22 protein-coding genes are annotated in these 26,232 nt (G+C 65.6%); 13 read left to right on the top strand and 9 right to left on the bottom strand.

Features of this window, described 5'->3' with window-relative positions; genetic code table 11:
• Positions 1 to 2: 2 nt before the first annotated feature.
• The 8 genes from ftsW (at position 3) to lpxC (ending at position 9,261) form a co-directional block, all read left to right on the top strand.
• Positions 3 to 1,226, top strand: a complete 1,224-nt coding sequence (gene ftsW / locus AC1DYM_RS02595; protein WP_477335666.1) for a putative lipid II flippase FtsW — start codon at positions 3 to 5, stop codon at positions 1,224 to 1,226.
• On the top strand, positions 1,223 to 2,320 hold the full coding sequence (gene murG / locus AC1DYM_RS02590; RefSeq protein WP_477335664.1) for an undecaprenyldiphospho-muramoylpentapeptide beta-N-acetylglucosaminyltransferase: 1,098 nt from the start codon (positions 1,223 to 1,225) through the stop codon (positions 2,318 to 2,320). The genes ftsW and murG overlap by 4 nt, the downstream gene beginning before the upstream one ends.
• Positions 2,317 to 3,756 carry a UDP-N-acetylmuramate--L-alanine ligase gene (gene murC / locus AC1DYM_RS02585; RefSeq protein ID WP_477335662.1) on the top strand — a complete coding sequence of 480 codons (1,440 nt, stop codon included), beginning with the start codon at positions 2,317 to 2,319 and terminating at the stop codon, positions 3,754 to 3,756. Before murG ends, murC begins: the two co-directional genes overlap by 4 nt.
• Positions 3,756 to 4,730 (top strand): D-alanine--D-alanine ligase, encoded by a 975-nt coding sequence (locus tag AC1DYM_RS02580; RefSeq protein ID WP_477335660.1) that lies wholly within the window; start codon positions 3,756 to 3,758, stop codon positions 4,728 to 4,730. Before murC ends, AC1DYM_RS02580 begins: the two co-directional genes overlap by 1 nt.
• Positions 4,727 to 5,467: a cell division protein FtsQ/DivIB gene (locus AC1DYM_RS02575; protein ID WP_046968257.1), complete on the top strand. Its 741-nt coding sequence runs from the start codon at positions 4,727 to 4,729 to the stop codon at positions 5,465 to 5,467. Before AC1DYM_RS02580 ends, AC1DYM_RS02575 begins: the two co-directional genes overlap by 4 nt.
• Positions 5,468 to 5,475: 8 nt before the next feature.
• Complete coding sequence (gene ftsA, locus AC1DYM_RS02570; protein ID WP_477335658.1) at positions 5,476 to 6,711, top strand: cell division protein FtsA; 1,236 nt, start codon at positions 5,476 to 5,478, stop codon at positions 6,709 to 6,711.
• A 132-nt stretch (positions 6,712 to 6,843) separates the two neighbouring features.
• Positions 6,844 to 8,028: a cell division protein FtsZ gene (gene ftsZ / locus AC1DYM_RS02565; protein ID WP_046968259.1), complete on the top strand. Its 1,185-nt coding sequence runs from the start codon at positions 6,844 to 6,846 to the stop codon at positions 8,026 to 8,028.
• A gap of 321 nt (positions 8,029 to 8,349) precedes the next feature.
• A complete protein-coding gene (gene lpxC, locus AC1DYM_RS02560) occupies positions 8,350 to 9,261 on the top strand; it encodes a UDP-3-O-acyl-N-acetylglucosamine deacetylase (RefSeq protein ID WP_046968260.1) in 912 nt (303 codons plus the stop codon).
• A gap of 557 nt (positions 9,262 to 9,818) precedes the next feature.
• On the opposite strand, the gene AC1DYM_RS02555 is transcribed toward lpxC, so the two are convergent.
• On the bottom strand, positions 9,819 to 10,277 hold the full coding sequence (locus AC1DYM_RS02555; RefSeq protein WP_052767303.1) for a DciA family protein: 459 nt from the start codon (positions 10,275 to 10,277) through the stop codon (positions 9,819 to 9,821).
• A 31-nt stretch (positions 10,278 to 10,308) separates the two neighbouring features.
• On the opposite strand from AC1DYM_RS02555, the gene AC1DYM_RS02550 reads away from it, so the two are divergent.
• Both AC1DYM_RS02550 and secA read left to right on the top strand, forming a co-directional pair.
• Entirely contained in the window at positions 10,309 to 11,247 is a 939-nt protein-coding gene (locus AC1DYM_RS02550) for a M23 family metallopeptidase (protein ID WP_477335655.1), read from the top strand.
• A 131-nt stretch (positions 11,248 to 11,378) separates the two neighbouring features.
• On the top strand, positions 11,379 to 14,093 hold the full coding sequence (gene secA, locus AC1DYM_RS02545) for a preprotein translocase subunit SecA (protein WP_477335653.1): 2,715 nt from the start codon (positions 11,379 to 11,381) through the stop codon (positions 14,091 to 14,093).
• A gap of 55 nt (positions 14,094 to 14,148) precedes the next feature.
• Here the strand turns inward: secA and AC1DYM_RS02540 are convergent, their stop codons facing one another.
• The 7 genes from AC1DYM_RS02540 to AC1DYM_RS02510 form a co-directional block, all read right to left on the bottom strand.
• Entirely contained in the window at positions 14,149 to 15,000 is an 852-nt protein-coding gene (locus AC1DYM_RS02540; RefSeq protein ID WP_046968857.1) for a symmetrical bis(5'-nucleosyl)-tetraphosphatase, read from the bottom strand.
• 56 nt (positions 15,001 to 15,056) lie between these two features.
• The gene (apaG, locus tag AC1DYM_RS02535) at positions 15,057 to 15,440 is read right to left on the bottom strand and encodes a Co2+/Mg2+ efflux protein ApaG (RefSeq protein ID WP_477335651.1); all 384 of its coding nucleotides are present in this window, start codon (positions 15,438 to 15,440) and stop codon (positions 15,057 to 15,059) included.
• Between the two features lie 53 nt (positions 15,441 to 15,493).
• Complete coding sequence (gene rsmA / locus AC1DYM_RS02530) at positions 15,494 to 16,273, bottom strand: 16S rRNA (adenine(1518)-N(6)/adenine(1519)-N(6))-dimethyltransferase RsmA (protein ID WP_477335649.1); 780 nt, start codon at positions 16,271 to 16,273, stop codon at positions 15,494 to 15,496.
• The gene (pdxA, locus tag AC1DYM_RS02525) at positions 16,270 to 17,265 is read right to left on the bottom strand and encodes a 4-hydroxythreonine-4-phosphate dehydrogenase PdxA (RefSeq protein ID WP_477335647.1); all 996 of its coding nucleotides are present in this window, start codon (positions 17,263 to 17,265) and stop codon (positions 16,270 to 16,272) included. The genes rsmA and pdxA overlap by 4 nt, the downstream gene beginning before the upstream one ends.
• Positions 17,266 to 17,271: 6 nt before the next feature.
• A complete protein-coding gene (locus tag AC1DYM_RS02520; protein ID WP_477335645.1) occupies positions 17,272 to 18,654 on the bottom strand; it encodes a peptidylprolyl isomerase in 1,383 nt (460 codons plus the stop codon).
• Between the two features lie 30 nt (positions 18,655 to 18,684).
• Entirely contained in the window at positions 18,685 to 21,204 is a 2,520-nt protein-coding gene (locus AC1DYM_RS02515; protein ID WP_477335643.1) for an LPS-assembly protein LptD, read from the bottom strand.
• A gap of 144 nt (positions 21,205 to 21,348) precedes the next feature.
• Positions 21,349 to 21,909 carry a cob(I)yrinic acid a,c-diamide adenosyltransferase gene (locus tag AC1DYM_RS02510; RefSeq protein ID WP_477335641.1) on the bottom strand — a complete coding sequence of 187 codons (561 nt, stop codon included), beginning with the start codon at positions 21,907 to 21,909 and terminating at the stop codon, positions 21,349 to 21,351.
• 34 nt (positions 21,910 to 21,943) lie between these two features.
• On the opposite strand from AC1DYM_RS02510, the gene ubiH reads away from it, so the two are divergent.
• The 3 genes from ubiH to AC1DYM_RS02495 are packed head-to-tail and all read left to right on the top strand — an operon-like array spanning position 21,944 to position 25,212.
• Positions 21,944 to 23,152 (top strand): 2-octaprenyl-6-methoxyphenyl hydroxylase, encoded by a 1,209-nt coding sequence (ubiH, locus tag AC1DYM_RS02505; RefSeq protein ID WP_477335639.1) that lies wholly within the window; start codon positions 21,944 to 21,946, stop codon positions 23,150 to 23,152.
• Positions 23,149 to 24,360, top strand: coding sequence for a UbiH/UbiF/VisC/COQ6 family ubiquinone biosynthesis hydroxylase (locus AC1DYM_RS02500; protein WP_477335637.1), 1,212 nt, complete (start codon positions 23,149 to 23,151; stop codon positions 24,358 to 24,360). The genes ubiH and AC1DYM_RS02500 overlap by 4 nt, the downstream gene beginning before the upstream one ends.
• A gap of 57 nt (positions 24,361 to 24,417) precedes the next feature.
• On the top strand, positions 24,418 to 25,212 hold the full coding sequence (locus tag AC1DYM_RS02495) for a dienelactone hydrolase family protein (protein ID WP_477335635.1): 795 nt from the start codon (positions 24,418 to 24,420) through the stop codon (positions 25,210 to 25,212).
• Positions 25,213 to 25,225: 13 nt separating this feature from the next.
• Here AC1DYM_RS02495 and AC1DYM_RS02490 read toward each other — a convergent pair whose 3' ends face one another.
• Positions 25,226 to 26,224 (bottom strand): polyprenyl synthetase family protein, encoded by a 999-nt coding sequence (locus AC1DYM_RS02490; protein WP_477335633.1) that lies wholly within the window; start codon positions 26,222 to 26,224, stop codon positions 25,226 to 25,228.
• Between the last annotated feature and the right edge of the window lie 8 nt (positions 26,225 to 26,232).

Raw genomic sequence — 26,232 nt, 5'->3', positions numbered from 1 at the left:
TCATGTTTGGCTTCGGCACAAAACAGGCGCAACGCCGACAGGGCCCGCGGGGGAGTTTCGATCTCCCGTTGCTCCTGGCTGCGCTCGCGCTCGCCGCGCTGGGAGTGGTGATGGTCACCTCCAGTTCGATCGCCGTCGCCGATGGTTCGCACCAGGGCGCCTTCTATTATCTCAAGCGCCACCTGGTGTTCCTCTTCCTCGGTGGCTGCTTCGCCGCCGCGGCGATGCGTACCGAGCTGAAGACGCTCGAGAAGCACAGCTTCCTGCTCCTGCTGCTCGGCATCATCATGTTGCTGATGGTGTTCCTGCCCGTGTTCGGCATGCGCATCAACGGTGCGCGCCGCTGGGTGAACCTGCTGGTGACCAGCTTCCAGCCGGTCGAGGCGGTCAAGCTGATTCTTGTCGCCTATCTGGCGAGCTATCTCGTGCGCCATCGTGAAGGCGTGGAATACGAACTGTTCGGCGTGGTCAAGCCGGTCGGCGTCGCGGGTCTCATCGTGCTCCTGCTGCTGGCCCAGCCCGACTTCGGCTCGGCGGCGCTGGTCGTCGCCACCACGGTCGGCATGGTCTGGCTGGCCGGTGCGCGCATGCGCAACCTGTTGCTCCTGGCGACGCCCCTGGTCCCCGCCCTGATTTATGCGGCGACCGCCGAGGACTACCGCATCAAGCGCCTAACCTCCTTCCTCGACCCGTGGAAAGATCCGTTCAACGACGGTTTCCAGCTCACCCAGGCACTGATCGCCGTGGGCCGTGGTGAGTGGACCGGCGTGGGCCTGGGCTCGAGCGTGCAGAAGCTGTTCTACCTGCCCGAGGCGCATACCGACTTCATCCTGGCCGTGCTCGCCGAGGAACTCGGTCTGGCTGGCATCGTCCTGGTCATCTTCCTTTACATCGTCCTGGTGGGACGTGGCCTCTACGTGGGCCTGAAGGGCGTCGAACTCGGTCACCGTTTCTCGGGCTATGTCGCCTACGGCATCTCGCTGATGATGGGCTTCCAGGCCATGGTGTCGATCGGCGTGAACCTGGGTGTGCTGCCGACCAAGGGTCTGACCCTGCCGCTGATCAGCTCGGGCGGCTCGTCCGTGCTGATGACCTGCGCCATGGTCGGCGTGCTCCTGCGCGCGACGTTCGAGATCAATCGCGCCGAAGACGCACGCCAGACCGCCGTTCGCCTGCCAGCCAATGCCGTGCCGGATGCGGCCGCGCCGCTCGGAGGCATGGCATGAGCGCGCCAGTCCTGATCATGGCCGGCGGTACCGGCGGACACATTTTCCCGGGCCTCGCCGTGGCCGATGAATTGCGCTCGCGTGGCGTGCCGGTGGCGTGGCTCGGTGCCGAGGGCGGCATGGAAACGCGCGTCGTGCCGGCACATGGCCTCGACCTGCACACCATCGCCGTCGGCGGCTTGCGTGGCAAGGGCCTGACGACGCGCCTGATGGCGCCGTTGATGCTCGCCCGCGCGCTTTTCGCGTCGTTGAAACTGCTGCGCAAGCTTCGCCCGCGCTGCGTGCTGTCGATGGGCGGCTACGTCGCCGGCCCCGCGGGTGTCGCTGCGCGTCTGGCTGGCATCCCGTTGGTCGTACACGAACAGAACGCCGTCGCCGGCTTCACCAATCGCAAGCTCGCGTCGTTTGCGAAGAAAGTGCTCACGGGGTTTCCCAACGTGCTGCCGAACGGCGAGTGGGTGGGTAATCCCGTCCGCGCGAAGATCGCCGCGTTGCCGACCCCGGATCAACGCCTCGCCGGCCGCGATGGTCGTCCGCGCCTGCTGGTACTTGGCGGCAGCCTCGGCGCACGCACGCTCAACCTCGCCATGCCCAAGGCGCTGGCCTTCATGCGCAGCTCGGTGGAGTTCTCAGGTCTCGAACCGGAAGTCGTGCACCAGACCGGTGAGCGCGGCCTCGACGAAGCCCGTGCTGCCTACGCCTCGGCGGGTATCACCCACGCCAATGTCGTGCCTTTCATCGAGGACATGGCCGGCGCCTACGAATGGGCCGATCTCGCGGTGTGCCGCTCGGGCGCCCTGACCGTGGCCGAATTGTGCGCCGCTGGCCTCGAAGCCTTGCTCGTTCCGTTCCCGCATGCCGTCGACGACCACCAGACGGCGAATGCCCGAGCGATGGTCGACGCCGGCGGTGCGCTGCTGGTCCCGGATCCCATCGCTGCTTCCAGCGACGGTCCCGAGGCGATTGCCGTGCTTCTGGGTAGCCTGCTTGGCGACCGGGAACACATCCTTTCCGCGGCCAATGCGTCCCGTACGCTGGCCAAGCCCGACGCCGCATCAACGATTGCACGTCACTGCATGGAGGTTTCCGCATGACGCCCGGTCGTTTGCGTGCCCACGACGATTTCATGACTTCGTTCCGCCGTGTCCACTTCATCGGCGTGGGCGGCGTCGGCATGAGCGGTATCGCCGAAGTACTGAAAAACCTCGGCTACAGTGTGTCCGGTTCCGACCGTGCGCCGTCGCCGACCACCGAACGCCTGGCCAAGCTGGGTGTGGAAGTGCACATCGGTCACAGCGCCGCGAACATCGACGGCGCCGACGTGATCGTCACCTCGAGCGCGATTCGCCAGGACAACCCGGAGATCGTCGCCGCGCAGGCCGCACGCGTGCCGATGGTGCCGCGCGCGGAAATGCTCGGTGAGCTGATGCGTTTCCGTCGCGGCATCGCCATCGCCGGTACGCACGGCAAGACGACGACGACCAGCCTGGTCGCCAGCGTGCTCGCCGAAGCGGATTACGATCCGACCTTCGTCATCGGTGGCCAGCTCAACGCGGCCGGTGCCAACGCGCGCCTGGGTACCGGCCAGTACCTGGTCGCCGAGGCCGACGAATCGGACGGCTCGTTCCTGATGCTGTCGCCGGTGATGGCGGTCGTGACCAATATCGACGCCGACCACCTCGAGAACTACAACGGCGACTTCGCCCAGGTGAAGAAGGCCTTCCGCGACTTCCTGCACCGCCTGCCGTTCTACGGCATGGCCGTGCTTTGCATCGACGACGAGGAAACGGCCCTGCTCGCGCAGGACACGTCGCGTCGGATGCTGACCTACGCGATCGACAAGCCCGGCGCCGACGTGACGGCGACGAACGTGCGCCAGCTCGGCTTCGAAATGCATTTCGACCTGCACCTGCCGGGTATGGCGGGTACGTTGCCCGTGACGCTGAACCTGCCGGGTCGCCACAACGTGCAGAACGCACTCGCTGCTGCGGCCGTGGGCTGGCAGCTCGGTGTCGAAGCCGAAGCGATCGCGCGCGCGCTGGCCCGTTTCGAGGGCGTCGGTCRTCGCTTTCATCGTCGCGGCGAAGTCGCGCTCGACAGCGGCACGGCACTCCTGGTCGACGACTACGGCCACCATCCGCGTGAGCTCGCCGCCGTGTTCGCCGCCGCGCGTGGCGGCTGGCCGGATCGTCGCCTGGTCGTCGCCTTCCAGCCGCATCGCTACAGCCGTACCCGCGACCTTCTCGACGACTTCGCCAACGTGCTTGCCGAAGTGGATGTGCTGGTGCTGACCGAGGTCTACCCGGCCGGCGAGTCGCCGATTGCCGGCGCCGACGGCAAGGCCCTGGCCCGTGCCATTCGCGCGCGTGGCAAGACCGACCCGGTCCTGGTCGACCATCCGCGCGACCTGCGCGACACGCTGTCCGCGCTGGTGCGCGACAACGACCTGATCATGCTGCTTGGCGCCGGTGACATCGGTGCGGCGGCCATCGAGCTGGGTAATGCCGGCCACCTTAGGAGCAACAAGTAATGGATGACACCCGTTTCCCCCGCCTGGTCACCGATGCCGCCGATTTCGGCCGCGTCGCCGTGGTGATGGGCGGCAATTCGGCCGAGCGCGAGGTCTCTCTCGATTCCGGTCGTGGCGTGCTCGACGCACTGCGTTCGCGCGGCGTGGATGCCCATGCCATCGACGGCATCCCGGCCTTGCTCGATGCCGTGCGCGCAGGTCACTTCGCCCGCGTCTTCAACATTCTTCATGGCGCCGGTGGCGAGAACGGCGAGCTCCAGGGTGCGCTGCAGTCGTTGGGTGTGCCGTACACGGGTTCCGGCGTGCTGGGCTCCGCGTTGTCGCTCGACAAGGTGCGCGCCAAGCAGGTCTGGATCGCGCTCGGTTTGCCGACGCCGAAGTTCAAGGCGTTGCCGCGCGGTGCCGACGTGCACGCCGCCGCGCGCGACGTCGGTTTCCCTCTGATCGTGAAGCCCGCCTGGGAAGGTTCCAGTGTCGGTGTCACGCGCGTGTTCGACGAGGCCGGCCTCGACGCCGCCGTGGAACTGGCGCGCAAGTACCCCGGCGACATGCTCATGGAAACGCTGATCGAAGGCGACGGTAACGAGGGCGGCGAGTTCACCGTCGGCATCCTCGGCCGCGAAGTGTTGCCGACGATCAAGATCGTGCCCAAGGGCGAGTACTACGACTACAACGCCAAGTACGTCGCCGAAGACACCCAGTACATCGTGCCCGGCCTCACCGCCGCCGCCGAAGACGAGATGCGCGCGCTCGCCCTGACCGCGTTCGACGCACTCGACTGCTTCGGCTGGGGTCGTGTCGACATCATGCGCGATCGCCATGGCAAGAACTGGCTGCTCGAAGTGAACACCGCACCGGGCATGACCTCGCATTCGCTCGTTCCGAAAGCCGCCGCCGTGGCGGGCCTGGATTACCCGGCCCTCTGCTGGCGCGTCCTCGAAACCTCCATGGAAAGGGAGGGCGCGAAGGCATGAAGGGAGCCGCCGCCACGCGGATCGTCGCCTGGGGTATCGCCATTACGTTGGTGGTACTTCCCGTGGTCGGCGTGATGCAGGGCTGGTTCGCCGCCGGTCGTTGGCCGGTGACGAACATCAAGGTCGAGGCGGAGTTCGCGCACGTCAGCGCCGAACAGATCCGCAGCGCCGTGCTGCCGCGGCTCGGTAAAGGCTTTTTCGCCACCGATCTGGAAGACGTGCGCCACGCGATCGGTTCGTTGCCGTGGGTCGAGTCGGTCGAGGTGCGCAAGCGCTGGCCCGACACCCTGCTGGTGCGCATCTACGAGCGTCAGCCCTTCGCGCGCTGGAACGAAGACCGACTGATCAGCCGCCAGGGCCTCGTCTTCGATGCCCCGGGCGCCGACCAGATGGGCGATCTGCCGCGATTACATGGCCCGGATTCACGCCTGGCGGAAGTCGTGAGTTTTTATGCGCAGGCGCACAAGGCCTTCGAGGGCAGGGCGCAGCTCGCCATTGTCGGCGTGAGCCTGAGCGAACGCGGTAGCTGGAGCGTCACGACGGAAAGCGGTGCCGAGATCGTCATTGGCGATCGTGACCAGGCCGACCGTCGCCTCGCCCGCTTCCTCGATGTCTACCCGCAACTTGTCGCCGGTCGGCGTGGCGGTTTCGCCTATGCCGACCTTCGTTACACCAACGGATTCGCCATCCGGTGGCCGGAATCGGAAACCACGGCCACACCCAAGGTCGGAAGCTGAGCTAAACCATGAGAAACAAGAACGACAAACAGCTCGTCGTCGGCCTCGACATCGGAACGTCCAAGGTCGTCGCGATCGTCGGCGAATACGAGCCGGGCGAACCGATCGAGATCATCGGCATCGGCACGCACGTGTCGCGCGGCATGAAGCGCGGCTCGGTGGTCGATATCGAATCGACGGTGCACTCCATCCAGCGCGCGGTCGAAGAGGCCGAGCTGATGGCTGGGTGCGACATCCGCTCGGTTTACGCCTCGATCTCGGGCAGCCACCTGGAAACGCGGAACTCGCACGGTACCGCGGCCATCCGCGACCGCGAGGTGATGGCGGCCGACCTCGAGCAGGTGCTGGAAGCCGCGAGTGCGGTGGCGATCCCGGCCGACCGCAAGGTCCTCTACAAGGAATCGCAGGAATACCGCATCGACGGCCAGGACGGCATCCGTCATCCGGTCGGCATGAGCGGCGTGCGCCTGGAAGCCAGCGTGCATCTGGTCACCGGTGCGGCCAGTGCCGTGCAGAACATCTCAAAGTGCATCCAGCGCTGCGGCCTCTCGGTCGACGAGCTGGTGCCCGCCGCCGTGGCCAGCGCGAAGGCCGTGCTCACCGAAGACGAGCTCGAGCTTGGCGTCTGCCTCGTCGACATCGGTGCCGGCACGACCGATATCGCCATCTATACGCAGGGCGCGATCCGTCACACCAAATCGCTGCCGGTCGGTGGCGATCAGGTGACGAACGACATCGCCTACGGCGTGCACACACCCACCGCTCACGCGGAAGAGATCAAAATCAAATACGCGTGCGCGCTCGCCCAGCTCGCCCACGCGGAAGAAACGATCCAGGTGCCGAGCGTCGGCGATCGTCCGCCGCGCCGTCTCGCGCGACAGGCACTCGCGCAGTCGGTGCAGGCACGTTACGAGGAAATCTTCGAGATGGTGCAGGACGAACTGCGCCGCTCGGGTTACGAGAGTCTCGTCGCGGCCGGCATCGTGCTGACCGGTGGCGCCTCGCGCATGGAAGGCGCGCTCGAACTGGCGGAAGAGATCTTCCACAAGATGGTCCGCATCGGCGTGCCCCAGCACGTGTCGGGCCTGGGCGATGTGGTTTCCAGCGAGCTTCATTCGACCGGCGTGGGCCTGCTTCTGCACGGTTCGCGGTCGAGCGGTGCGTCGCGCAACACGAGTTCCGCCGTCGGCAACGTCGGCAGTGTGGTCGAAAAGTTCCGAAGCTGGTTCACCAAGAATTTCTAAGTCAAAACCGGATTGTCGGTGCCCGATGGAAGGGGGGTGCCGGGGCAACAGGATGGCCCGTAACCCACGGTCGACAGGAGTCGGACGTGGGACATAAACCATAAAAACTAAAAGTTCTGCGGAGGACGGGAAATGTTTGAACTCATCGAAAAGCTGGCACCGAACGCTGTCATCAAGGTCATTGGCGTGGGTGGTGGCGGCGGTAACGCCGTGGCCCACATGGTCAACTCCAATATCGAAGGCGTCGAGTTCGTCGTCGCCAATACCGACGCGCAGGCCATGAAGAGCTGCAACTCGCGTACGCATCTCCAGCTCGGTGGCAATGTCACCAAGGGCCTGGGCGCGGGTGCCAACCCGGAAGTGGGCCGCCAGGCCGCACTGGAAGACCGCGAGCGCATCGAGGAAATGCTCGAAGGCGCGGACATGGTCTTCATCACCGCCGGCATGGGTGGTGGCACGGGTACGGGTGCGGCTCCGGTCGTCGCCCAGCTCGCCAAGGAAAAGGGCATCCTGACGGTCGCGGTCGTCACCAAGCCGTTCCCGTTCGAAGGCCGTCGCCGCATGCAGGTCGCCCTGAAGGGTATCGAAGACCTCTCGCAGCACGTCGACTCGCTGATCACGGTGCCGAACGAAAAGCTCCTCTCGGTACTCGGTCGCGAAGTGACCCTGCTCAACGCCTTCAAGGCGGCCAACGACGTCCTCCAGGGCGCCGTCCAGGGCATCGCCGACCTCATCACGGCTCCCGGCCTGATCAACGTCGACTTTGCCGACGTCCGTACGGTCATGAGCGAGATGGGCATGGCGATGATGGGCTCCGGCACCGCCCGCGGCGATGACCGCGCGCAGGCCGCCGCCGAGGCCGCCATCAACAACCCGCTGCTCGAAGACGTGAACCTCGCCGGCGCCTGCGGCATTCTGGTCAACGTCACCGCCGGTCCGAACCTGACCATGCGCGAGTTCGACGAGATCGGTCGCGTGATCCACGACTTCGCCTCGGAAGACGCGACCGTGGTCATCGGCACCTCGCTCGACCCGGACATGCAGGACGACGTCCGCGTGACCGTGGTCGCCACGGGCCTGAACCGTGCCGGCGTGGCGGCGAAGCAGCCGATCCGCCAGCCGGTGCAGCAGCAGGTCGAAATGCGCCAGCGTCCGCGTCCGGTCGTACTGCGCACGGGTACCGGCAACGAAGTGGTCGACTACGCACAGCCCGACGTGGTGTCGTCGACGCGTTCGGAGCCGGCACCGTCGAAGGGCGCCGAGCCGACGATCGATTACCTGGATATCCCGGCGTTCCTGCGCCGCCAGGCGGATTGACCGTCTTTTGACGTGACAAGAGGCACGTTAAGGAAAACGTGAGGCCCACCCGGCACGATGCCGGGTAGCCCGACGCTTCGCCGCCGATCCCGTCCGGGCGGCGGAGCGTTGCCGTGTCAACGGGGTAAATGCGGGAGCGTTCTCAAGTGCTTGAATGTGCAACGGTTCAGTCGCACGCACAATGAGAATGGCTCGCGGTTATAGCTGAAGGAAGGGTGAAGCCGTGCAAGACTTCTCCCGTGGGCTCGTCCATCCCCAGGTTAAGACTGTGTTAGCCTACCTGCCACTTATAGGCTGCTGCCGGCTAAGGTTTGACCCACTATGATTAAGCAGCGCACGCTAAAGAACATCATTCGCGCCACAGGCGTCGGTCTTCATACCGGCGACAAGGTGTACATGACGCTCCGTCCCGCGGCGCCGAACACCGGCATCGTGTTCCGTCGCACCGACCTGAATCCGCCTGTCGAACTGCATTCGCGTCCCGAGAACGTCGGCGATACGCGCCTTTCGACCACGCTGATCAACGGCGACGTTCGCGTGTCCACGGTTGAACATCTCCTCTCGGCCATGGCCGGGCTGGGCATCGACAACGCTTATGTCGACCTTTCCGCGCCTGAAGTGCCGATCATGGACGGCAGTGCGGGTCCCTTCGTCTTCCTCATCCAGTCCGCCGGTATCGAGGAGCAGGAAGCCGCCAAGCGTTTCATCCGTATTCGCAAGCCGGTCATCGTCCAGGACGGTGACAAATGGGCCAAGCTCGAGCCGTTCGACGGCTTCAAGGTGGGTTTTTCGGTCGAGTTCGACCACCCGCTGTTCAACAAGCGCAATTCGCAGGCCGAGATGGATTTCTCGACGACGTCGTTCGTCAAGGAAGTCAGCCGCGCCCGCACGTTCGGTTTCATGCGCGACATCGAGATGCTCCGTGAGCGCAATCTCACGCTCGGCGGCTCCATGGATAACGCCGTGGTGCTGGACGACTACCGCGTGCTCAATGAAGACGGCCTCCGTTACGACAACGAGTTCGTCAAGCACAAGATCCTCGACGCCATCGGCGACATTTATATGTTGGGCCACAGCCTGATCGGCGCGTATTCCGCGCACAAGTCGGGTCATGAGCTCAACAACAAGCTTCTTCGCAGCCTCATGGCCGATGTCACTGCCTGGGAAGAAGTCAGCTTCAAGGATCCGGCCAAGGCGCCGATTTCCTACGCCCATCCCGCCCAGGCGGTTTGAGCACGGCGCCTTCGGGCCGCCCGCCATATCGAAAGGCCGCGAGCGATCGCGGCCTTTTTTCTTTTTGGGCTCGGGGATGGCTCGCCTTCGGCATTGCGTTGGGCTCGTCGCTCGCGGGCGCGTCRCAAGGGCCGGCGGGTGCCACCCTCGGGGCCACGCTGCGGCGTCCCGCTAGGGAGGGCGGCTACCGCCGCCATTTACTTATTGCCCTACGGGCACGGGCCGGGCTTCGACTGGGGTTTTCCGACTCGACATCCTGTCTCGCGGAAAAGGCCGGCCGTCCTGGCCGGCCCCCTGACGGGCCTGATCCAGCCGACGCCCTCACCTCCGCTACCGGCCCCGAGGGTGGCACCCGCCGGCTCTTGCGACGCAGCCCACGGCGAACGCGAGGCCAAAGGCGAGCCCGTCCAGCGCGAAAACCCCGTGACAGCCGTCACGCCCACGTGAACTTTACGTCCATTTTAGGTGTTCACAGGGACAACGCGTGCTATAAAGTTCGCCGCCCCGGTGGATCCGGTGCTACTTACGGATTGAGCTTTTGACTCGTAAGTATCGAATTAATCTGAAATTTCGGCCTCGGAGGCCAGTTTCAGGAACAGATCCCGCAACGTGGGGTCGGAGAGTGACGCCGCGGCAGCTCGCAGATGGCGACCGGCTGAGGCGGAAAGCGGTTTATGTCGGTCGGGAATGACTTCCTCGACCGGTAGGGGGGCCACTTTCACGGCAACCGAACTGGCTTTCGCGCCGATGGCGCGGGCGGCTTCGAGGATCTGCGTCTGATAAAGGCGCACCCGCGATGCCCAGGCCGAGGAGGGCGCAAGGAAGACGAGCCTGCCGTCGCGCAGGTCCGCGAAGCGGACGTTATCGCGCAACGGTTGCGGCAGCGTCGCGCGCAGCTGGCGGTCCAACGTGTCGAGTTCGCGGGCCCGTTTGGCCAGCGATGCGACAGGCCCGAACTCCGAGATGGACTTCAGTCCATGGGTGGAGCGTCGGTTCGGTTGGTACGGCGGTGGCATGGACCGGCTTCAACTATTCGATGTGGAACGTATGCAGATCATACTCGTGTCTCGTGGCCAGAAAGGGCCGAAAACGCTGGATCTCACCTGCCGGCGCATGCGCTGCAAGGTGACGGCGATGGCCCTGGCCGGTTTCGTCGGGATTGCCGCGGTCGGCGCGGCGCTGGCGCTCGCTGTCGCCAGCCCGAAGGACCGGGCGCTGGATCATCTCGGTGGCCTCCAGGCGGAGGTGGGTGGGCAGAGCGCGCAGGTGGCCCAGATCAAGCGCGATGCGCAGCGCGATCTCGATGCCCTGGCGGTCAAGCTCGGTCAGCTTCAGGCCCAGTCCGTTCGCCTGAATGCCCTCGGCGAACGCCTGACGCAGGTCGGCAAGCTGGACGACGGCGAGTTCAACTTCGACGAGGAGCCCGGTCAGGGCGGTCTCGAGGTCACCAATGGCGCGGATGCTGGCGCTTATGCGCTGCCCGAGTCGTTGGGGAAGAGCATCGACCAGCTCTCCGGTCAGTTCGATACCCAGCAGGCCCAGCTCGAGGCCTTGCGCGACATGCTGATGGACCGCAGCATCGAATCCAGCCTTCGACCGACCGGCATGCCGGTCAATGGCTACATTTCCTCTTACTTCGGCGGCCGGCCCGACCCGTTCAGCGGGCATAGCGCGCGCCACACGGGCATCGACATCGCCACCCCCACCGGTACGCCGGTAACGGCCGTGGCTGAAGGTATGGTCACTTTCGCGGGTCAGCGCAGCGGCTATGGCGATGTCATCGAGATCGACCACGGCAACGGCTACATGACCCGTTACGCCCACAACAGCGCGCTGGTCGCCCATCCGGGGCAACGCGTGAAGGTCGGGGACGTCATCGCCAAAGCGGGCTCCACCGGCCGCTCCACCGGCTCCCATGTACATTTTGAGGTCTGGTACCACGATCGGGTCGTGAATCCGTTGGCCTTCGTGAAGAGCCATCGCTGATCGGCCTTGAATCCACCCCCTCCCGTCGCCACCCCGAGGAAAGCCGGGGACGCCCGTAGTATGATCGTCCCTTCGTGCCGGTCGGCTTTGTGCCTTTCGGCAGCCCTTTTCGTTTCAGATCCGGATGATCGATGTTCAATCGTGCACTGACGAGTATTTTCGGCAGCCGTAACGAGCGGGTGCTGCGTGACCTCTCCAAGACGGTCAAGCGCATCAACGCCCTCGAGCCGGAATTCGAAAAGCTTTCCGACGACGCGCTGCGTGGCAAGACCGATGACTTCCGTCAGCGTCTCGCTGCCGGCGAGACCCTCGACGCCCTGCTGCCCGAAGCCTTCGCGGTTACCCGCGAGGCGGCGAAGCGCGTGCTCGGCATGCGCCACTACGACGTCCAGCTCATCGGCGGCATGGTGTTGCATGGCGGGCGTATCGCCGAGATGCGGACGGGTGAGGGTAAGACCCTCGTCGGTACGTTGCCGGTGTACCTCAACGCCCTCGAGAGCAAGGGCGTGCATGTGGTCACGGTGAACGACTACCTGGCGCGACGCGATTCGGCGCAGATGGGCCGCCTGTACAACTTCCTCGGCCTCACGGTCGGCGTCGTGTACCCGGGCATGGACCACGCCGACAAGCGCAGCGCGTACCAGGCCGACATCACCTACGGTACGAATAACGAGTTCGGCTTCGATTACCTGCGCGACAACATGGCGCTCAGCAAGGAGCAGCGCAACCAGCGCGGCCTGCACTACGCCATCGTCGACGAGGTCGACTCGATCCTGATCGACGAAGCCCGTACCCCACTGATCATCTCCGGCCCTGCCGAGGATTCCCCGCAGCTCTACATCGCGGTGAACAAGATCGTCCCGGGACTCTCCCGCCAGGAGAAGGAAGACACCGGCGGCGACTATTTCGTCGACGAAAAGGGCAAGCAGGTGCACATGTCCGAAGAGGGCATGGAGCACGCGGAGCAGCTGCTCCGCGAAGCGGGTGTCATCGAGCCGGATAGCGGTCTCTACGATTCGAAGAACCTGGCCGTCGTTCATCACATGAACGCGGCGCTGCGTGCGAACGCGATCTACCAGCGTGACGTGGACTACATCGTCCGCGACGGCGAAGTCATCATCGTCGACGAGTTCACCGGTCGTACGCTGGCCGGTCGTCGCTGGTCCGATGGCCTGCACCAGGCGGTCGAGGCGAAGGAAGGCGTGCCCATCCAGCGCGAGAACCAGACGCTCGCCACGGTCACGTTCCAGAACCTGTTCCGCATGTACAAGAAGCTGGCCGGCATGACCGGTACGGCCGATACGGAAGCCTACGAGTTCCAGACCGTGTATGGCCTGGAAGTGGTCGTGATCCCGACGCACAAGCCGATGGTGCGCGTGGACAATCCGGATTCCGTGTTCCTCGGTCCGGATGCCAAGTACAAGGCCGTCATCGACGACATCAAGGCCTGCTTCGAGCGCGGCCAGCCGGTGCTCGTCGGCACGGCGTCCATCGATGTGTCGGAGCTCGTGTCGGGTCTGCTGAAGAAAGAAAAGATCCCGCACGAAGTGCTCAACGCCAAGCAGCACGAACGCGAAGCGCACATCGTGGCCCAGGCGGGTGCGCCGGGCTCCGTCACGATCGCGACCAACATGGCCGGTCGCGGTACGGATATCGTGCTCGGCGGCAGCCTCGAAGCCCTTCTCGCCACCTTGCCTGAGACGGCGACCGACGCCGATCGCCAGAAGACGCGCGAAGAGTGGAAGAAGCGCCACGAACAGGTGCTCGCGTCGGGCGGCCTGCATATCGTCGGCACGGAACGTCACGAATCGCGTCGTATCGACAACCAGCTGCGCGGTCGTTCGGGTCGCCAGGGCGATCCCGGCTCCTCGCGCTTCTACCTGTCGCTGCAGGACAACCTGATGCGCATCTTCGGCGGCGAGCGCATCGGCCGCTGGATGCAGATGTTCGGCATGAAGGAAGATGAGGCCCTCGAGGATCGTCTGATCACGCGCCAGATCGAGAAGGTCCAGCGCAAGGTCGAGCAGCACAACTTCGATATCCGCAAGAACCTCCTCGAGTTCGATGACGTCGCCAACGATCAGCGCAAGGTGATCTACGCGCAGCGCGACGAACTCCTCGAGATCGACGATATCTCCGACATGATCGTCGACATCCGCCAGGACGTCGTGGTGGCGCTCGTTCGCAAGTACGTGCCCGCCGACAGCATCGACGACCAGTGGGATATCGCCGGTCTCGATCGCGAACTCGCCAGTGAGCTCAATCTCCGCATCGACCTGCCGCAGTGGGTCGAAGGGCAGAAGGACGTCGACTCGGAAACGATCCTCGAGCACGTGCGTGCCGCGGTCGATACGCTGTTTGCCGAGAAGGAAGTCCAGGTCGGTCCCGAAACCATGCGTTCGCTCGAGAAGCACGTGATGCTCTCGGTGGTCGATAACGCATGGAAGGAGCATCTCGCGAGCATGGACTACCTGCGCCAGGGCATTTACCTGCGTGGCTATGCTCAGAAGCAGCCGAAACAGGAATTCAAGCGCGAGTCGTTCGAACTGTTCTCCGAGATGCTCGACCGCATCAAGAGCGAAGTGGTGCAGATGCTTGCGCGTATCCGCATCCGTAGCGAAGACGAAGTCACCGCGATGGAAGCCGAGCAGCAGCGTGCCGCCGAAGCGCAGCGCCTGCAGTTCCAGCATGCCGATGTCCAGCAGCTGGGTGTCGGCGGGGACAACGCCGTTGCCGAGCCGGTGATCGCGCCTGTACTTAACGACGGTCCCAAGGTCGGCCGCAACGATCCTTGCCCCTGTGGATCGGGCAAGAAGTACAAGCACTGTCACGGTCAGCTGAGCTGATAAAAAAACCGCCGAAAGGCGGTTTTTTTTGCGTCGTCATTTTTTTGGGAGCCGATCAGTCGCCGCCGCCCTTGGGCTTCTGGCGGTACGGCTCGGCATCGACGGTGATGTATTCCGGCTCCGGCGTATCCAGGCGCAGCGCCGTCAGCTGGCCGCCCCACACGCAGCCGGTGTCGATCGCGTAGATGCCCAGGCCGGCGAAGCGGCCGAGAGCCGACCAGTGGCCGCAGACGATCTTCGTTTCGCGGCGTCGCATGCCCGGCACTTCGAACCACGGGTACATGCCCGGCTTCTGCGTGCCGGGCGTGCCCTTGCCTTCGAAGTCGATGCGCCCGCCGACGTCGCAATAGCGCATGCGAGTGAGTGTGTTGATCGTGGCCCGATGGCGCTCGACGCCCTGCAGGCGATTGTTCCAGCCTGGCGGGCGGTTGCCGAAAAGGTTCTTGAGCAGCCGCTGGTGACGTGGGCCACCCAGTTCGCGCTCGACCTCCAGTGCCGCTCGCTGCGCCTGGCGCAGTGTCCAGCTTGGCGCGAGCCCGGCATGGATCATGGTCCAGCCGAGCGTCTCGTCGTGATGCAGTAGCTTCTGCATGCGCATCCACTCCAGGAGGACGGGCGCATCGTCGGCGAACAACACCTCACGCAACTCCGGATTCACCCGTTGTTGTGCGTCCTCACGGCGCTGGCCGATGGCCAGCAGCGAGAGGTCGTGATTGCCGAGCGTGATGATGCTCTGCTCACGCAGCGAATGAATCAGGCGCAGCGTGGCCAGCGACTCGCCGCCACGATTGACCAGGTCGCCGCAGAACCACAGGCGATCGCTCGCCGGGTCGAAGCGAATTTTCTCCAGCAAACGCTGGAGTTCGGGGTAGCAGCCCTGGACGTCGCCGATTGCGTAGACGGCCATCAGTCCTGCTGCTCCCTGGCGCCATTGACGGCGTGCGCGCTATCCATGAGTCGATCCTAGTGGAGCGTGCGCGGTATCGAAAGCACGAAAGTCGGAATCGGGGCATCGAACTGCGTGCCGTCATCGGCCACCATGCTGTAAGTGCCTTCCATGGTGCCCACCGCCGTCTCGAGGACGGCGCCGGAGGTGTACTCGAACGACTCGCCTGGGCGCATCCACGGTTGCTCGCCGACCACGCCGTCGCCGCGTACTTCCTCAACCTTGCCGTTCGCATCCTTGATAACCCAGTGACGGGTCATCAGTTGCGCGCCGGTCTCACCGGCATTGCGCAGCGTGATCGTGTAAGCGAAGACGTAGCGGTTGTCGGTAGGCTGCGACTGGTCGGGGACGAAGCGGGATTCGACCTCCACGTCGATCGTGTAGGGTGTTTTGGAGTTCATGGACCGATTGTCGGGGACGGGGACAGGGCGGGCAAGTATGCCCGCAGGAACCTTCAGATCGCGTTGGCGAGCTTGACGAAGTCGCCCGGGGGGAGGGTTTCCGCGCGGGCGCGGGGATCGATGCCCAGATCCCGGATCGTCGCTTCGTCCACAAGACCCTTCAGCGTGTTGGAAAGGGTCTTGCGGCGCATGGCGAAGGCCGCCTTCACGACCTTGTAGATGTTCGCGGCATCACCCTTGGGCAGCTGCTCCGGTGGCAGCGGGACCAGCCGGACGACGGCGGAGTCCACCTTGGGTGGCGGCCGGAAGGCGCCGGGAGGCACCGTGAACAGCGGTGTCACCTTGCAGGCGAGCTGGAGCATCACGCTCAACCGCCCGTACACCTTGCTTCCGGGCTCGGCAGCCATGCGATCGACCACCTCTTTCTGCAGCATGAAATGCATGTCCTGGATCGCCGCGGCGTGCTCGACGCAATGGAACAGGATCGGGCTGGAGATGTAGTAGGGCAGGTTGCCGGCGATACGCAGGCGTTCCGCGCCGAGCTCGCGCGCCAATGCCGTGAAATCCACCTTGAGGACATCCGAGTGCACGATACGCAGCTCGCCGACGTCCGCAGCGCGCGCCTGCAGGCCGGGGATCAGGTCGGTATCCAGCTCGATCGCCGTCATCCGGCGGGCTGCGGCCAGCAGCGGAATCGTCATCGCACCCTCGCCGGGGCCGATCTCGACCACGGTATCGCCGTCCTTCGGAGCAATGGCGGCGACGATGCGGTCGAGATAGCGCCTGTCGTGCAGGAAGTGCTGACCGAAGCTTTTCTTGGGGCGTGCGTTCATACGGCGGCCCGATGGTTGGCGAAGACGATGGCGAGTCGCGCCGCGGCAAACAGGCTGGCCGGATTCGCGCGGCCCGTGCCGGCGAGGTCCAGCGCCGTGCCGTGATCGACGGACGTGCGGATGAAAGGAAGGCCGAGCGTCACGTTGACCGTGCTGTCGAAGGCCTCGCTCTTGAGGACCGGTAGCGCCTGGTCGTGGTACATCGCCAGGACGGCGTCGTAGCGGGGGCGCATGGCGGTCACGAAGGCGGTGTCGGCCGGTAGCGGGCCGAGCAGCTCCATACCCTCGCCGCGCAGCCGCTCCAGCAGCGGGATGATCGTATCGATCTCCTCCCGCCCCATGTGCCCGTCCTCGCCCGCGTGCGGGTTGAGGCCGAGGACGGCGATGCGCGGGTGTGCGAGGCCGTACAGGGAACTCAACGACCGTGACACGATGCGCAGCGTGCGCTCGAGCAGAACCGGCGTGATGGCTGCAGGCACCGCCGATAACGGCAGGTGAGTGGTCGCCAGGGTGACGCGAAGCTCCGGGCTTGCCAGCATCATCACGACATCGCTGTGGGCGCGCTCGGCAAAGAACTCGGTGTGGCCGCTGAAGGGCACGCCGGCGTCGTTGATGCTGGACTTCTGTACCGGGCCGGTGACCACCGCGTCAAACTCACCGCCGAAGCAGCCATCGGCCGCCAGAGCCAGCATGTCGAGCACGTGTTGTGCGTTGGCGGGACTCGGTGTGCCGGGGGTGTCGCGCTCGCCCAGGGGCACGTGTCGTACGCGCACGTGCCCGGCGGCTCGTGCCGTGAGGCGGGAGCCATCGTCGTCGCTGATCGTGAGTTCGATGCCGCAGATCGCAGCGGCCCGGCGAAGCAGGTCGCGATCGGTGATCGCGACGATATCGGCGGGCAGGTCGCTCGCCGCCAGGCGGGCGACGAGTTCGGGACCTACCCCGGCAGGCTCACCGGCAGTGACGGCGAGCCGTGGCAGGGTGGTCGCGGTCATGACGGCTTACTGGGCGGCGGGCGTGGCCGAAGCCTGCTTGTCGTCCGGATCCTTGAGTTCCGGGACGAGGATGTTCACGTAAGCCGACGAACGCTGCTCGCGGAGGTAGCTCTCGTAGGCCGCATCGGCCTTGCGATTGCCGATGGCCTGGCGAGCCTGATCGCGCTGCAGCTGGTCGGTCAGATCGCTCTGACGCGTGCCGAGGCGCTGGATGACGATCCAGCCAGCATCGGTCTGAATCGGGTGCGAGACCTCGTTGTCCTTCAGGCCGGCGATCTGGGCGCCAATGGCCTGGCCCCAGGCGTCCTGCGCGAACCAGCCCATGTCACCGCCGTTGTTCGCAGTGGTGTTGTCCTTGGAGTCGTCCTTCGCGATCTTGGCGAAGTCTTCCTTCTTGTCGACCACACGGGTGTAGATGTCCTGCGCCTTCTTCTCAGCCTGTTCCGGCGTCACGATTTCGGACGGCTTGATCAGGATCTGACGGGCGTGATATTCGGTGACGATCTGCCGGCCCGGCTGGCGGGTCTCGACCAGCTTCAGGATGTGGAAGCCGGTCGGGCCACGCAGCGCGGCGGTGTTGTCGCCGGGCTTGAGGCCGGTGACCGCATCGGCGAAAGCCGGCGGCACTTCGTCGAGCCGGCGCCAGCCGAGATCGCCGCCGTCGAGGGCGTCGGGCGCATCGGAAAAGCGAATGGCTGCGGCGTTGAAGTCCATGCCGCCCTTGATCGCCTTGAGTGTCTCGTCGGCCTTGTTCTGGGCGGCGGCGATGTCGCTCGCGCTACCGTTGGCCGGGGTGCTGATCTGGATGTGCGCCAGGTGCACTTCGCCGCCCTTGTAAGTCGGGCTGGCGAGCATGTTGTTGACCTCGGTATCGGTCACGTTGACCTGGTCGCGAACCACGCTTTCGTGCAGCTTCTGGGCGGTGATCTGGTCGGACAGCTGCTGGCGGAAGCCCGCGTAGCTGTAGCCATCCTGTTCGACCGCGGCGCGCAGCTGCTCCGGCGACATCTTGTTCTGCTGGGCGACGTTGGCGGCGGCCTGGTCGACATCCTGGTCGGAGACCTTGATGTTCTGGTTGGACGCCTGCTGGACCTGGATCTTCATCAGGATGAGGCGATCGAGCACCTGCCGCGCCAGCACGTCGTGCGGCGGCAGCTGGGCAGGATTGGCGGCGTACTGCTTGACGATGGCATTGATCGCCTCGTCCAGTTCGCTCTGCAGGATGATGTCGTCCTCGACGACCGCGACGATGCGATCGAGCGTGCCGTTGCCGCCGGCGGCGCTGCCACCCTGTGCCGGCTGGGCCGATGGCATCAGCTGGGCATGGGCGGTGGGGACGACCGACGCGAGAGCCGCGGCGAGCAGGGAGTACGCAAGAATCTGCTTCATCGAATAGGGAGCCTGGGGCACCTGCCCCTCTTATTGATAGCCAAGGATAGCACGCCGCAGATAGCTGCCTGTCTCCGGGTTGAACGAGCCCAGGCCCTTGAATTCCATCTCGAACATGATCGCGTTGGCCGTCTGCCGGGTGTAGTCGTGCACGTAGTGGCGGCCGAGTACGCGGAAGGCGACGCAGCAGCTGTCGTACTCGACGCCCACGGCCGCGTCCAGCGTGCGATGTGAGAACGTGAAGGTATTGAAGGTGCCTGTGCCGGGCACGGTGACGGGGAGCACGTCGCGGCGGGCGAAGACCCATCGCGCCAGTGCGCGCCAGCGCTCGGACACCGGAAAGACCACGGATGTGTCGAATTGTTCCATCACGTTGCGACGATAGCGGTACGAGAAGTTGATGATGCCGTCGCCCTTGATGCGGCGCTGGATCTGTACCGTGGCCAGATCGGTGTCGTGGCCCTGGTCGAACGGCTGACCGTCGGTGCCCAGGTAGGGGCTCGGCTTCTTGTTCGGGTTCCACTGGTAGGAGCTGTTCATCCGCCAGTCGTCGTTGAACTGCATGCTCAGCTGAGCGATGTAGTCCGAACCGGCGAAGTTGGTCGGCGCCACCAGGGGCGACTGGACCTTCTGGTCGCTGAAGTAGCGAATCTGGCCCAGGCTCGCCGACATGCGTTCCACGCCGTGATCGTCGAGCAGGCGAGTGGTCAGGGCGGCCGTCAGGTTGTTCGCGTCCATCTGGCGGTCGGCGCCGGAGAAGCGGTTGTTGGTGAACAGCTGCCAGAAGTCGAACGACATCTCGCTGGTATCGAACAGCGGGAGGTTGTTCTGGTTGCGGTACGGCACATACAGGTAATACAGGCGCGGCTCGAGCGTCTGCGTGTAGTTGGTGCCGAACAGGCTGGTCTGCTTGTCGAAGATCAGGCCGGCGTCCACGTTGGCGATTGGCAGGGACCGGGACGGATCGCGCTCGGCGTAGTTGTAGTGCTGGTAATCGGTGTTGAGGCGGTAGTCCGTATTGCGGAATTCGACGCGCGGACGGACGAACCAGGAGGCGCCCTGGAAGTCAGCGGCCAGGAACGGTGCGAGGTCGAGTCGCGTGCCATCGACCTGTCCCGGCACGCCGGGAGAGACCGGCGCCGCGTCTTCCTTGCGGAAGTTCACGATTTCGGTGTCGATACCCGCGTCGAGCCAGCTGAACACCGGCATGTTGAAGTTGAACGTGCCACGCGGCCAGCGGCGATACGGCGCCACGTAGTTCGGCAGGCCAGCATCGACGTTCTGGTAATCGTCCGCACCCAGCGCCGCGCTCCAGTACTTGCCGCCCTTGGTCACATAGGCGCTGGACGAGAGCAGGCCGACGCCGGAGGAGTAGAGATCGTTGCCGAAGTCACGGAAGTACTGGTTGTCCGAGGCGCGGTTGACGTTCGCGCCGAAGTGATAGCCGTCGCCGAGATTGGTGGAGTTGGCGATCTGCAACAGCCAGCGCTGCTTGGATCCGTCACGGTCGCTCGTTCCGCTGATGTCCTGGTCAGGCCCCTTGTCGTGGGCCATGTAGTGCAGGTCGAAGCTGCCGTTCGATTGCGGCAGCAGGTAACGGAACTCACCGCCGAGCATCAGCCCTCGATCGCTGTAGAAGCCCGGCTCGACCGTCGCATCGTAGTTCGGCGCGAGATTGAAATAATACGGCAGCGTGAGGTACGCGCCCGAATAGCTGTTCGATCCGAACGTCGGATAGAGGAAGCCGCTCTTGCGGCGATCGTCCAGCGGGAACGAGAACACCGGCAGGTACATGAACGGGACATTCTTGTAGCGGATGGTCGCGCTGCGTGCCACGCCAACGCCGGTGTCCTTGTTCAGGTTCAGCGTCTTCGCGCGGAACTCCCACTGGTGGTTGCCGATGTCGCAGGTAGAGTACGTGGCCATGGAAAAACGGCCGTGCTGCGGGTCCATCACCTTGGCGTGATCGGCGATGCCGTTGCCACGCGATTGCAGCAGCTGATACGCGACGTGGTCGGCATCGGCCTGGTTGGGGGTCGTGGTGCCGGTCATGCGATCGGCCGAAACCAGCATCCCGGCCTCCTGGTAGCGCACGTTGCCCTTCGCGTCGTAAGCCGTCGAGTCCGAGTTATAGGTCACGTCGTCGGCGCGCATGACCTGGTCGGCGCGTTCGAGGCGGACACCGCCAGTCAGGTGATAGACGTCCGGCTCCGGGCTCTCCACCTTGACGCCGCCGACATTGCCGTCGTCGATACCCGAGTGAACGTCCGTGACCGCGGTTTCCCGCAGCGACGTGTCCTTGGTGATTTCCGGCTCGTAGAACCCCAGCATGGCGTTGGGACGGCACAGGTTGAAGTTCAGTGGCCGGGACGGACAGAAGAACGAGCCCAGGGCGCAGGTGGCGACGGGCGCCGCCTGGGTGGTCGTGCCCTGCGATGGCGTCGCCGTCGTAGGCGCCACATGGACGGCCTGGGCGGCACTCGAGACGATGAAGGCGACGGCTGTCGCCAGCAGGCGGCGTTTAGGCAGGATGCTGTTGCGTGACGTCACAGGCTCGGTCTTATTCGTTCGAAAGGCGGCCAAGTTAGCAGAATCGCCGGTCGCACCGCACGATGGCAAATCACCCATAGCTCTGGACCCCTGGAGAGCGCGTCGTCGATCGACGCGCCTGGCGATTGAGCTTACACCGCCGACTCAGCCGCGCGGGCGGCGCTCATGCTGCCAGAGCACCTCGCCGTGGCCACTGCGGCGGGCGAGAACGCGCGCGATGACGAACAGCAGGTCGGACAATCGGTTCAGGTAACGCTGCGCTTCGGGTCGCACCTCCTCGAGCCGGCCGAGCGCGACGACGTCGCGCACGGCGCGACGGCAGATCGTTCGGGCCAGGTGGCAGGACGCCGCCGCCATCCCGCCGCCGGGCAGGATGAAGTCCTTCAGGGCGGGCAGATCCGCGTTGAAGGCGTCGAGCACGGTCTCGAGGCGGTCGATGTCGCGGGCCTCGACCATGGCCATGCCGGGAATGCACAACTCGCCACCGAGGTCGAAGAGTTCATGCTGGATCTGTACCAGCGCTTCGCGGATGTCGTCGTCCACCCCGTCGGCAGCCATGGTCATGCCGATGGCGCTGTTGAGTTCGTCCACGGTGCCGTAAGCCGTGACGCGCAGGGAGTCCTTGCCGGTACGGCTGCCATCGCCCAGGCCGGTCGTGCCATCGTCACCGGTGCGTGTGTAGATCTTCGAAAGTCGATTGCCCATCGGGGCATTCTATCGGTGGAGTTATCATCCGGTCATGACTTCTTCCGAACCCATCCTCATCGTCGGCGGCGGCCTGGTCGGGGCCAGCCTCGCCATCGCCCTGGACAACGCGGGATTGCCGGCCATCCTCGTGGAGGCCGCTGCGCCGCGCGTGGACGACCAGCCCAGCTACGACGAGCGCAACCTTGCGCTGGCCCGGGCGACCGTGAACGGCCTCACGGCGATCGGGGTCTGGGATTTTGCGCAGGACCGGGCCACCCCGATCACGCATATCCATACCAGCCGTGCCGGGGACTTCGGCAGTTTGCGCATGGACGCGGCCGCGGAAGGGGTGGACGCCCTTGGCTGGACCCTGCCCGCGAGGGAACTCGGTGCCGCGCTGCTGCGTCGCCTCGACCGCTGCCGGCTGCTGACCCGCCTCGCGCCCGCACGGGTCGAGGGCATCGAGGCCGTCGACGGTGGGTGGTCGGTGGCCGTGTCGACGGCCGGGGAGACGCGGCACATCCTGACGCCGCTCCTGGTCGGGGCGGACGGAACCCAGTCGGGCATCCGTGGCCAGCTCGGCATCGGCACGCGCGAGCATGACTATGAACAGGCGCTCTTCGTCAGCACGATGACCCCCGAGCGCGACCCGCGCGGCCGTGCGTTCGAGCGTTTCACCGATGATGGCCCCGTCGCGGTGCTGCCCCTGGCCGATCGCCGGGTCGGGGTGGTCCTGACTGTCGCGGCCGATCTCGCCCCCACCGTGGCGGCGATGGATGATGCCGCTTTCGCCGCGTTCGCCCAGGAGCGTTTTGGCTGGCGCCTCGGCCGTTTCTCGCGCCCCGGCAAGCGCTCGCCGTATCCCATTCGACGCGTGGCTGCCGACCACCTCGTCGCCGAGCGTGCCGTCCTGGTCGGCAACGCGGCGCAGACCGTGCATCCCATCGGTGCGCAAGGCTTCAACCTGGGCTTGCGCGACGCGCTCACCCTGGCCGAACTGGTGACCGGAGCGACCGATCCGGGCGCCCGGGACCTGCTGGTGGAATACGCCGCACGGCGCGCGGAAGATCGTGAGGGGACGATGGTCATGAGCCACGGCCTGGTCCGTCTGGCCTGTCTCGATCAGCCATTCTTGGGCCCGTTGCGGTCGCTGGCGATGCTCGCCCTCGATCGGGTCCCGCCGCTGCGCCATGCGCTGAGTCGGCGGGGCATGGGCTTCCGGCCCCACGCGCCGCTGGCGGTGCGGGAGAAAACGCCATGAGCGAGTCCTGGCAGAACGAGCCCGCGCGTCGCCGCGGCAGCCTGCTCGATGTCGCGGTCGTCGGCGGTGGCATGGTCGGTGCCGCCGCGGCGCTGGCCCTGGCGCGTGCCGGTTTCTCCGTTGCCCTGATCGACGCGCGTGAGTCCGCCGCCTGGGCAGCCACCGACGAGGTGGATCTGCGTGTGGTCGGGCTCGCGCTGTCGTCGGTAAGCCTGCTCGACCAACTGGGTGTCTGGTCGCGTATCCGCGACGCGCGTGCCTCCGGCTATGAGCGCATGCACGTGTGGGACGCGGAGAACGGGGCTGCCATCCATTTCGACGCGGCCGACGAGGGCCGTGACGTGCTCGGCTACATCGTCGAAAACAATCTCGTCCAGGCAACGCTATGGCACGCGCTGGACGACGCCGGCGTACGCCGCATCGTCCCGGCGGAAGTGATCGCTTACACCATGCGTGAAGATCGGGCGCAGCTTGACCTGGCCGACGGCCAGGTCGTCTCGGCGCGGCTCGTCGTCGCCGCGGATGGCGCCGAATCGCCGCTGCGGGCCATGGTGGGCATCGGTACGCAGGGCCGCGACTATGCGCAACGTGCGGTCGTGGCCCACGTCGAGACGACCGAGCCCCATCAACGGACGGCCTGGCAGCGATTCCTGCCCTCTGGACCCCTGGCCTTCCTACCCCTGGCCGATGGCCGCAGTTCGATCGTCTGGTCCTTGCCCGAGGCCGACGCCCGGCGCGTGCTGGCGCTGGATGATGACGCCTTCCGCGATGCGCTTGGCATCGCCAGCGACTTCAGGCTGGGTCCCGTGCGTGCCGTCAGCCGGCGGGTCGCGTTTCCGCTTCGGCTGAAGCTGGCCGAGCGCTACGAGGTAGGACGACTGATTCTGCTCGGTGATGCGGCGCACGCGGTCCACCCCCTCGCGGGTCAAGGCGTGAACCTCGGCCTGCGCGATGTCGTCGAGCTTCGCGACACCCTGGTCGACGCGCGTGACGCGGGCAGGGACTTCGCCGCGACGCACGTATTGCGCCGCTACGCGCGTCGTCGTCGCAGCGCCGACGGTCTGGACGCCTGGTCGTTCGACGCGCTTGCCCGGATCTACGCCTGGCAGGCATCGCCGCTGGTCACCGCCCGTGGCATCGGCGTTCGCCTGCTCGATCGCATCGGCCCACTCAAGAGTCGGCTGGCACGTCACGCCGCGGGACTGTAACTACCCAGTTCGTGCGGCCGGGCCTATGCTTGCCGCACTAAACCAGGGAGTCACGTCATGCGTCGTTCGTTACTGCTGTTGTCCTTGCTCGCCCTCGGTCACATCGGCGCGGCGTCCGCGGCGATGGTCGCCAAGCCAGTCCAGTGGACCGACGCCGGCGTGACCTACAAGAGTTTCCTGGTCTACGACGATGCGGTCACCGCGAAGCGTCCGGGCCTGGTGATGGTGCCCAACTGGTACGGCATCAACGACATGGCTCTTGCGAAAGCCAAGGACATCGCCGGCAAGGACTACGTCATCCTGCTGACCGATATGTATGGCGGCAACACGCGCCCGACATCGGAAGCCGAAGCCGGCGCGGCGGTGAAGCCTCTCTACGCGGATCGCAAGATCATGCGTGCACGCGTGTCGCGTGCCTTCGCCGAGCTGAAGGCACAGGAAAAGAACGCCCCGATCGATCCCGCGCGCTTGGCCGCCATCGGCTTCTGCTTCGGCGGCTCCGCCGTACTCGATCTCGCACGCGCCGGTGCCGACGTCGCCGCCGTGGTCAGCTTCCATGGCTTGCTCGCCACCGATGACCCGAAGCTCGCGTCGAACATCCACGGCAAGGTGCTGGCCCTGAATGGTGCCGACGATGCCAACGTGCCCCCCGAACAGCGTGCGGCGTTCGAGGCGGAAATGCGCGACGCGAAGGTCGACTGGGCCTCCACCGACTTCGGCGGGGCCGTCCATTGCTTCACTGAAAAGGAAGCCACGACGACGACGGGCAACTGCCGCTACGACGCCAAGGTGGCGAACCGCGCCTATGCCGCCATGCGCGCATGGCTGACGGAAGCCTTCGCGAAGAAGTGATCCGCGCGGTCGGTCAGAAGCGCCGCTCGACCGAATAATCGGCCAGGGCGGCGAGCGCGTCGCGGAACGGCGACGCGGCGATCTCATCAAGCGCCGCTCGCGCGGCGCTGGCGTGGGAAACCGCGCGATCGTGGGTACGCTCGAGGGCACCCGAATCGCGGATCGCTGCCACGATGCGGTCCAGCGAATCGAGGCCGCCGTGCTCGATGGCGTGGCGGAGGGACTTCAGCTGCTCCGCATCGGCCGACTGCATGGCATAGATCAGCGGCAGGGTCGGCTTGCCCTCGGCGAGGTCGTCGCCGATGTTCTTGCCGAGCGTCTCCGCGTCGGACACGTAATCGAGCAGGTCGTCGGCGATCTGGAACGCATAGCCGAGCTCCATGCCATAGCGGCGCAGGGCGGCGATCTGATTCTCGGGCAGGCCACCCAGTACGCCACCGAGTTCGGTGGCGGCGGCGAACAACACGGCGGTCTTCCGCTCGATCACGGCCAGATAGGACGCCTCGTCCACGTCGGCATTGCCGATGTTGAGCAGCTGCAGCACTTCGCCTTCGGCGATCGTGTTGGTGGTGTCGGCGAGGATGCGCATGATCCGCATGTCGTCCAGTTCCACCATCAACTGGAACGAGCGCGAGTAGAGAAAGTCGCCGACCAGCACGCTGGCCGCATTGCCCCAGAGGGCGTTTGCGGTCTTGCGGCCGCGGCGCATGTCGGACTCATCGACCACGTCGTCATGGAGCAGGGTCGAGGTATGAATGAACTCGATGATCGCCGCCAGCTTCGCGTGTTCCTGCCCGCCGTAGCCCGCGGCTCGTGCGGCAAGCACATGCAGCATCGGGCGCAGGCGCTTGCCTCCACCGGCGATGATGTGGTCCGCGATGGCATTGATCAGCACGACGTCGGAAGACAGTCGGTGCCGGATCAGCGCGTCGACCTCCTTCATGTCGTCGGCTGCCAGGGCGCGAACGCCGGCAAAGTCGAGGGAGGTGGTGCGATCGGCGATGGAATCCATGGACCAGG

This window comes from Luteibacter sp. P1_D3 (genome assembly GCF_056406135.1).
This window is presented reverse-complemented; position numbering and strand designations above follow the sequence as displayed.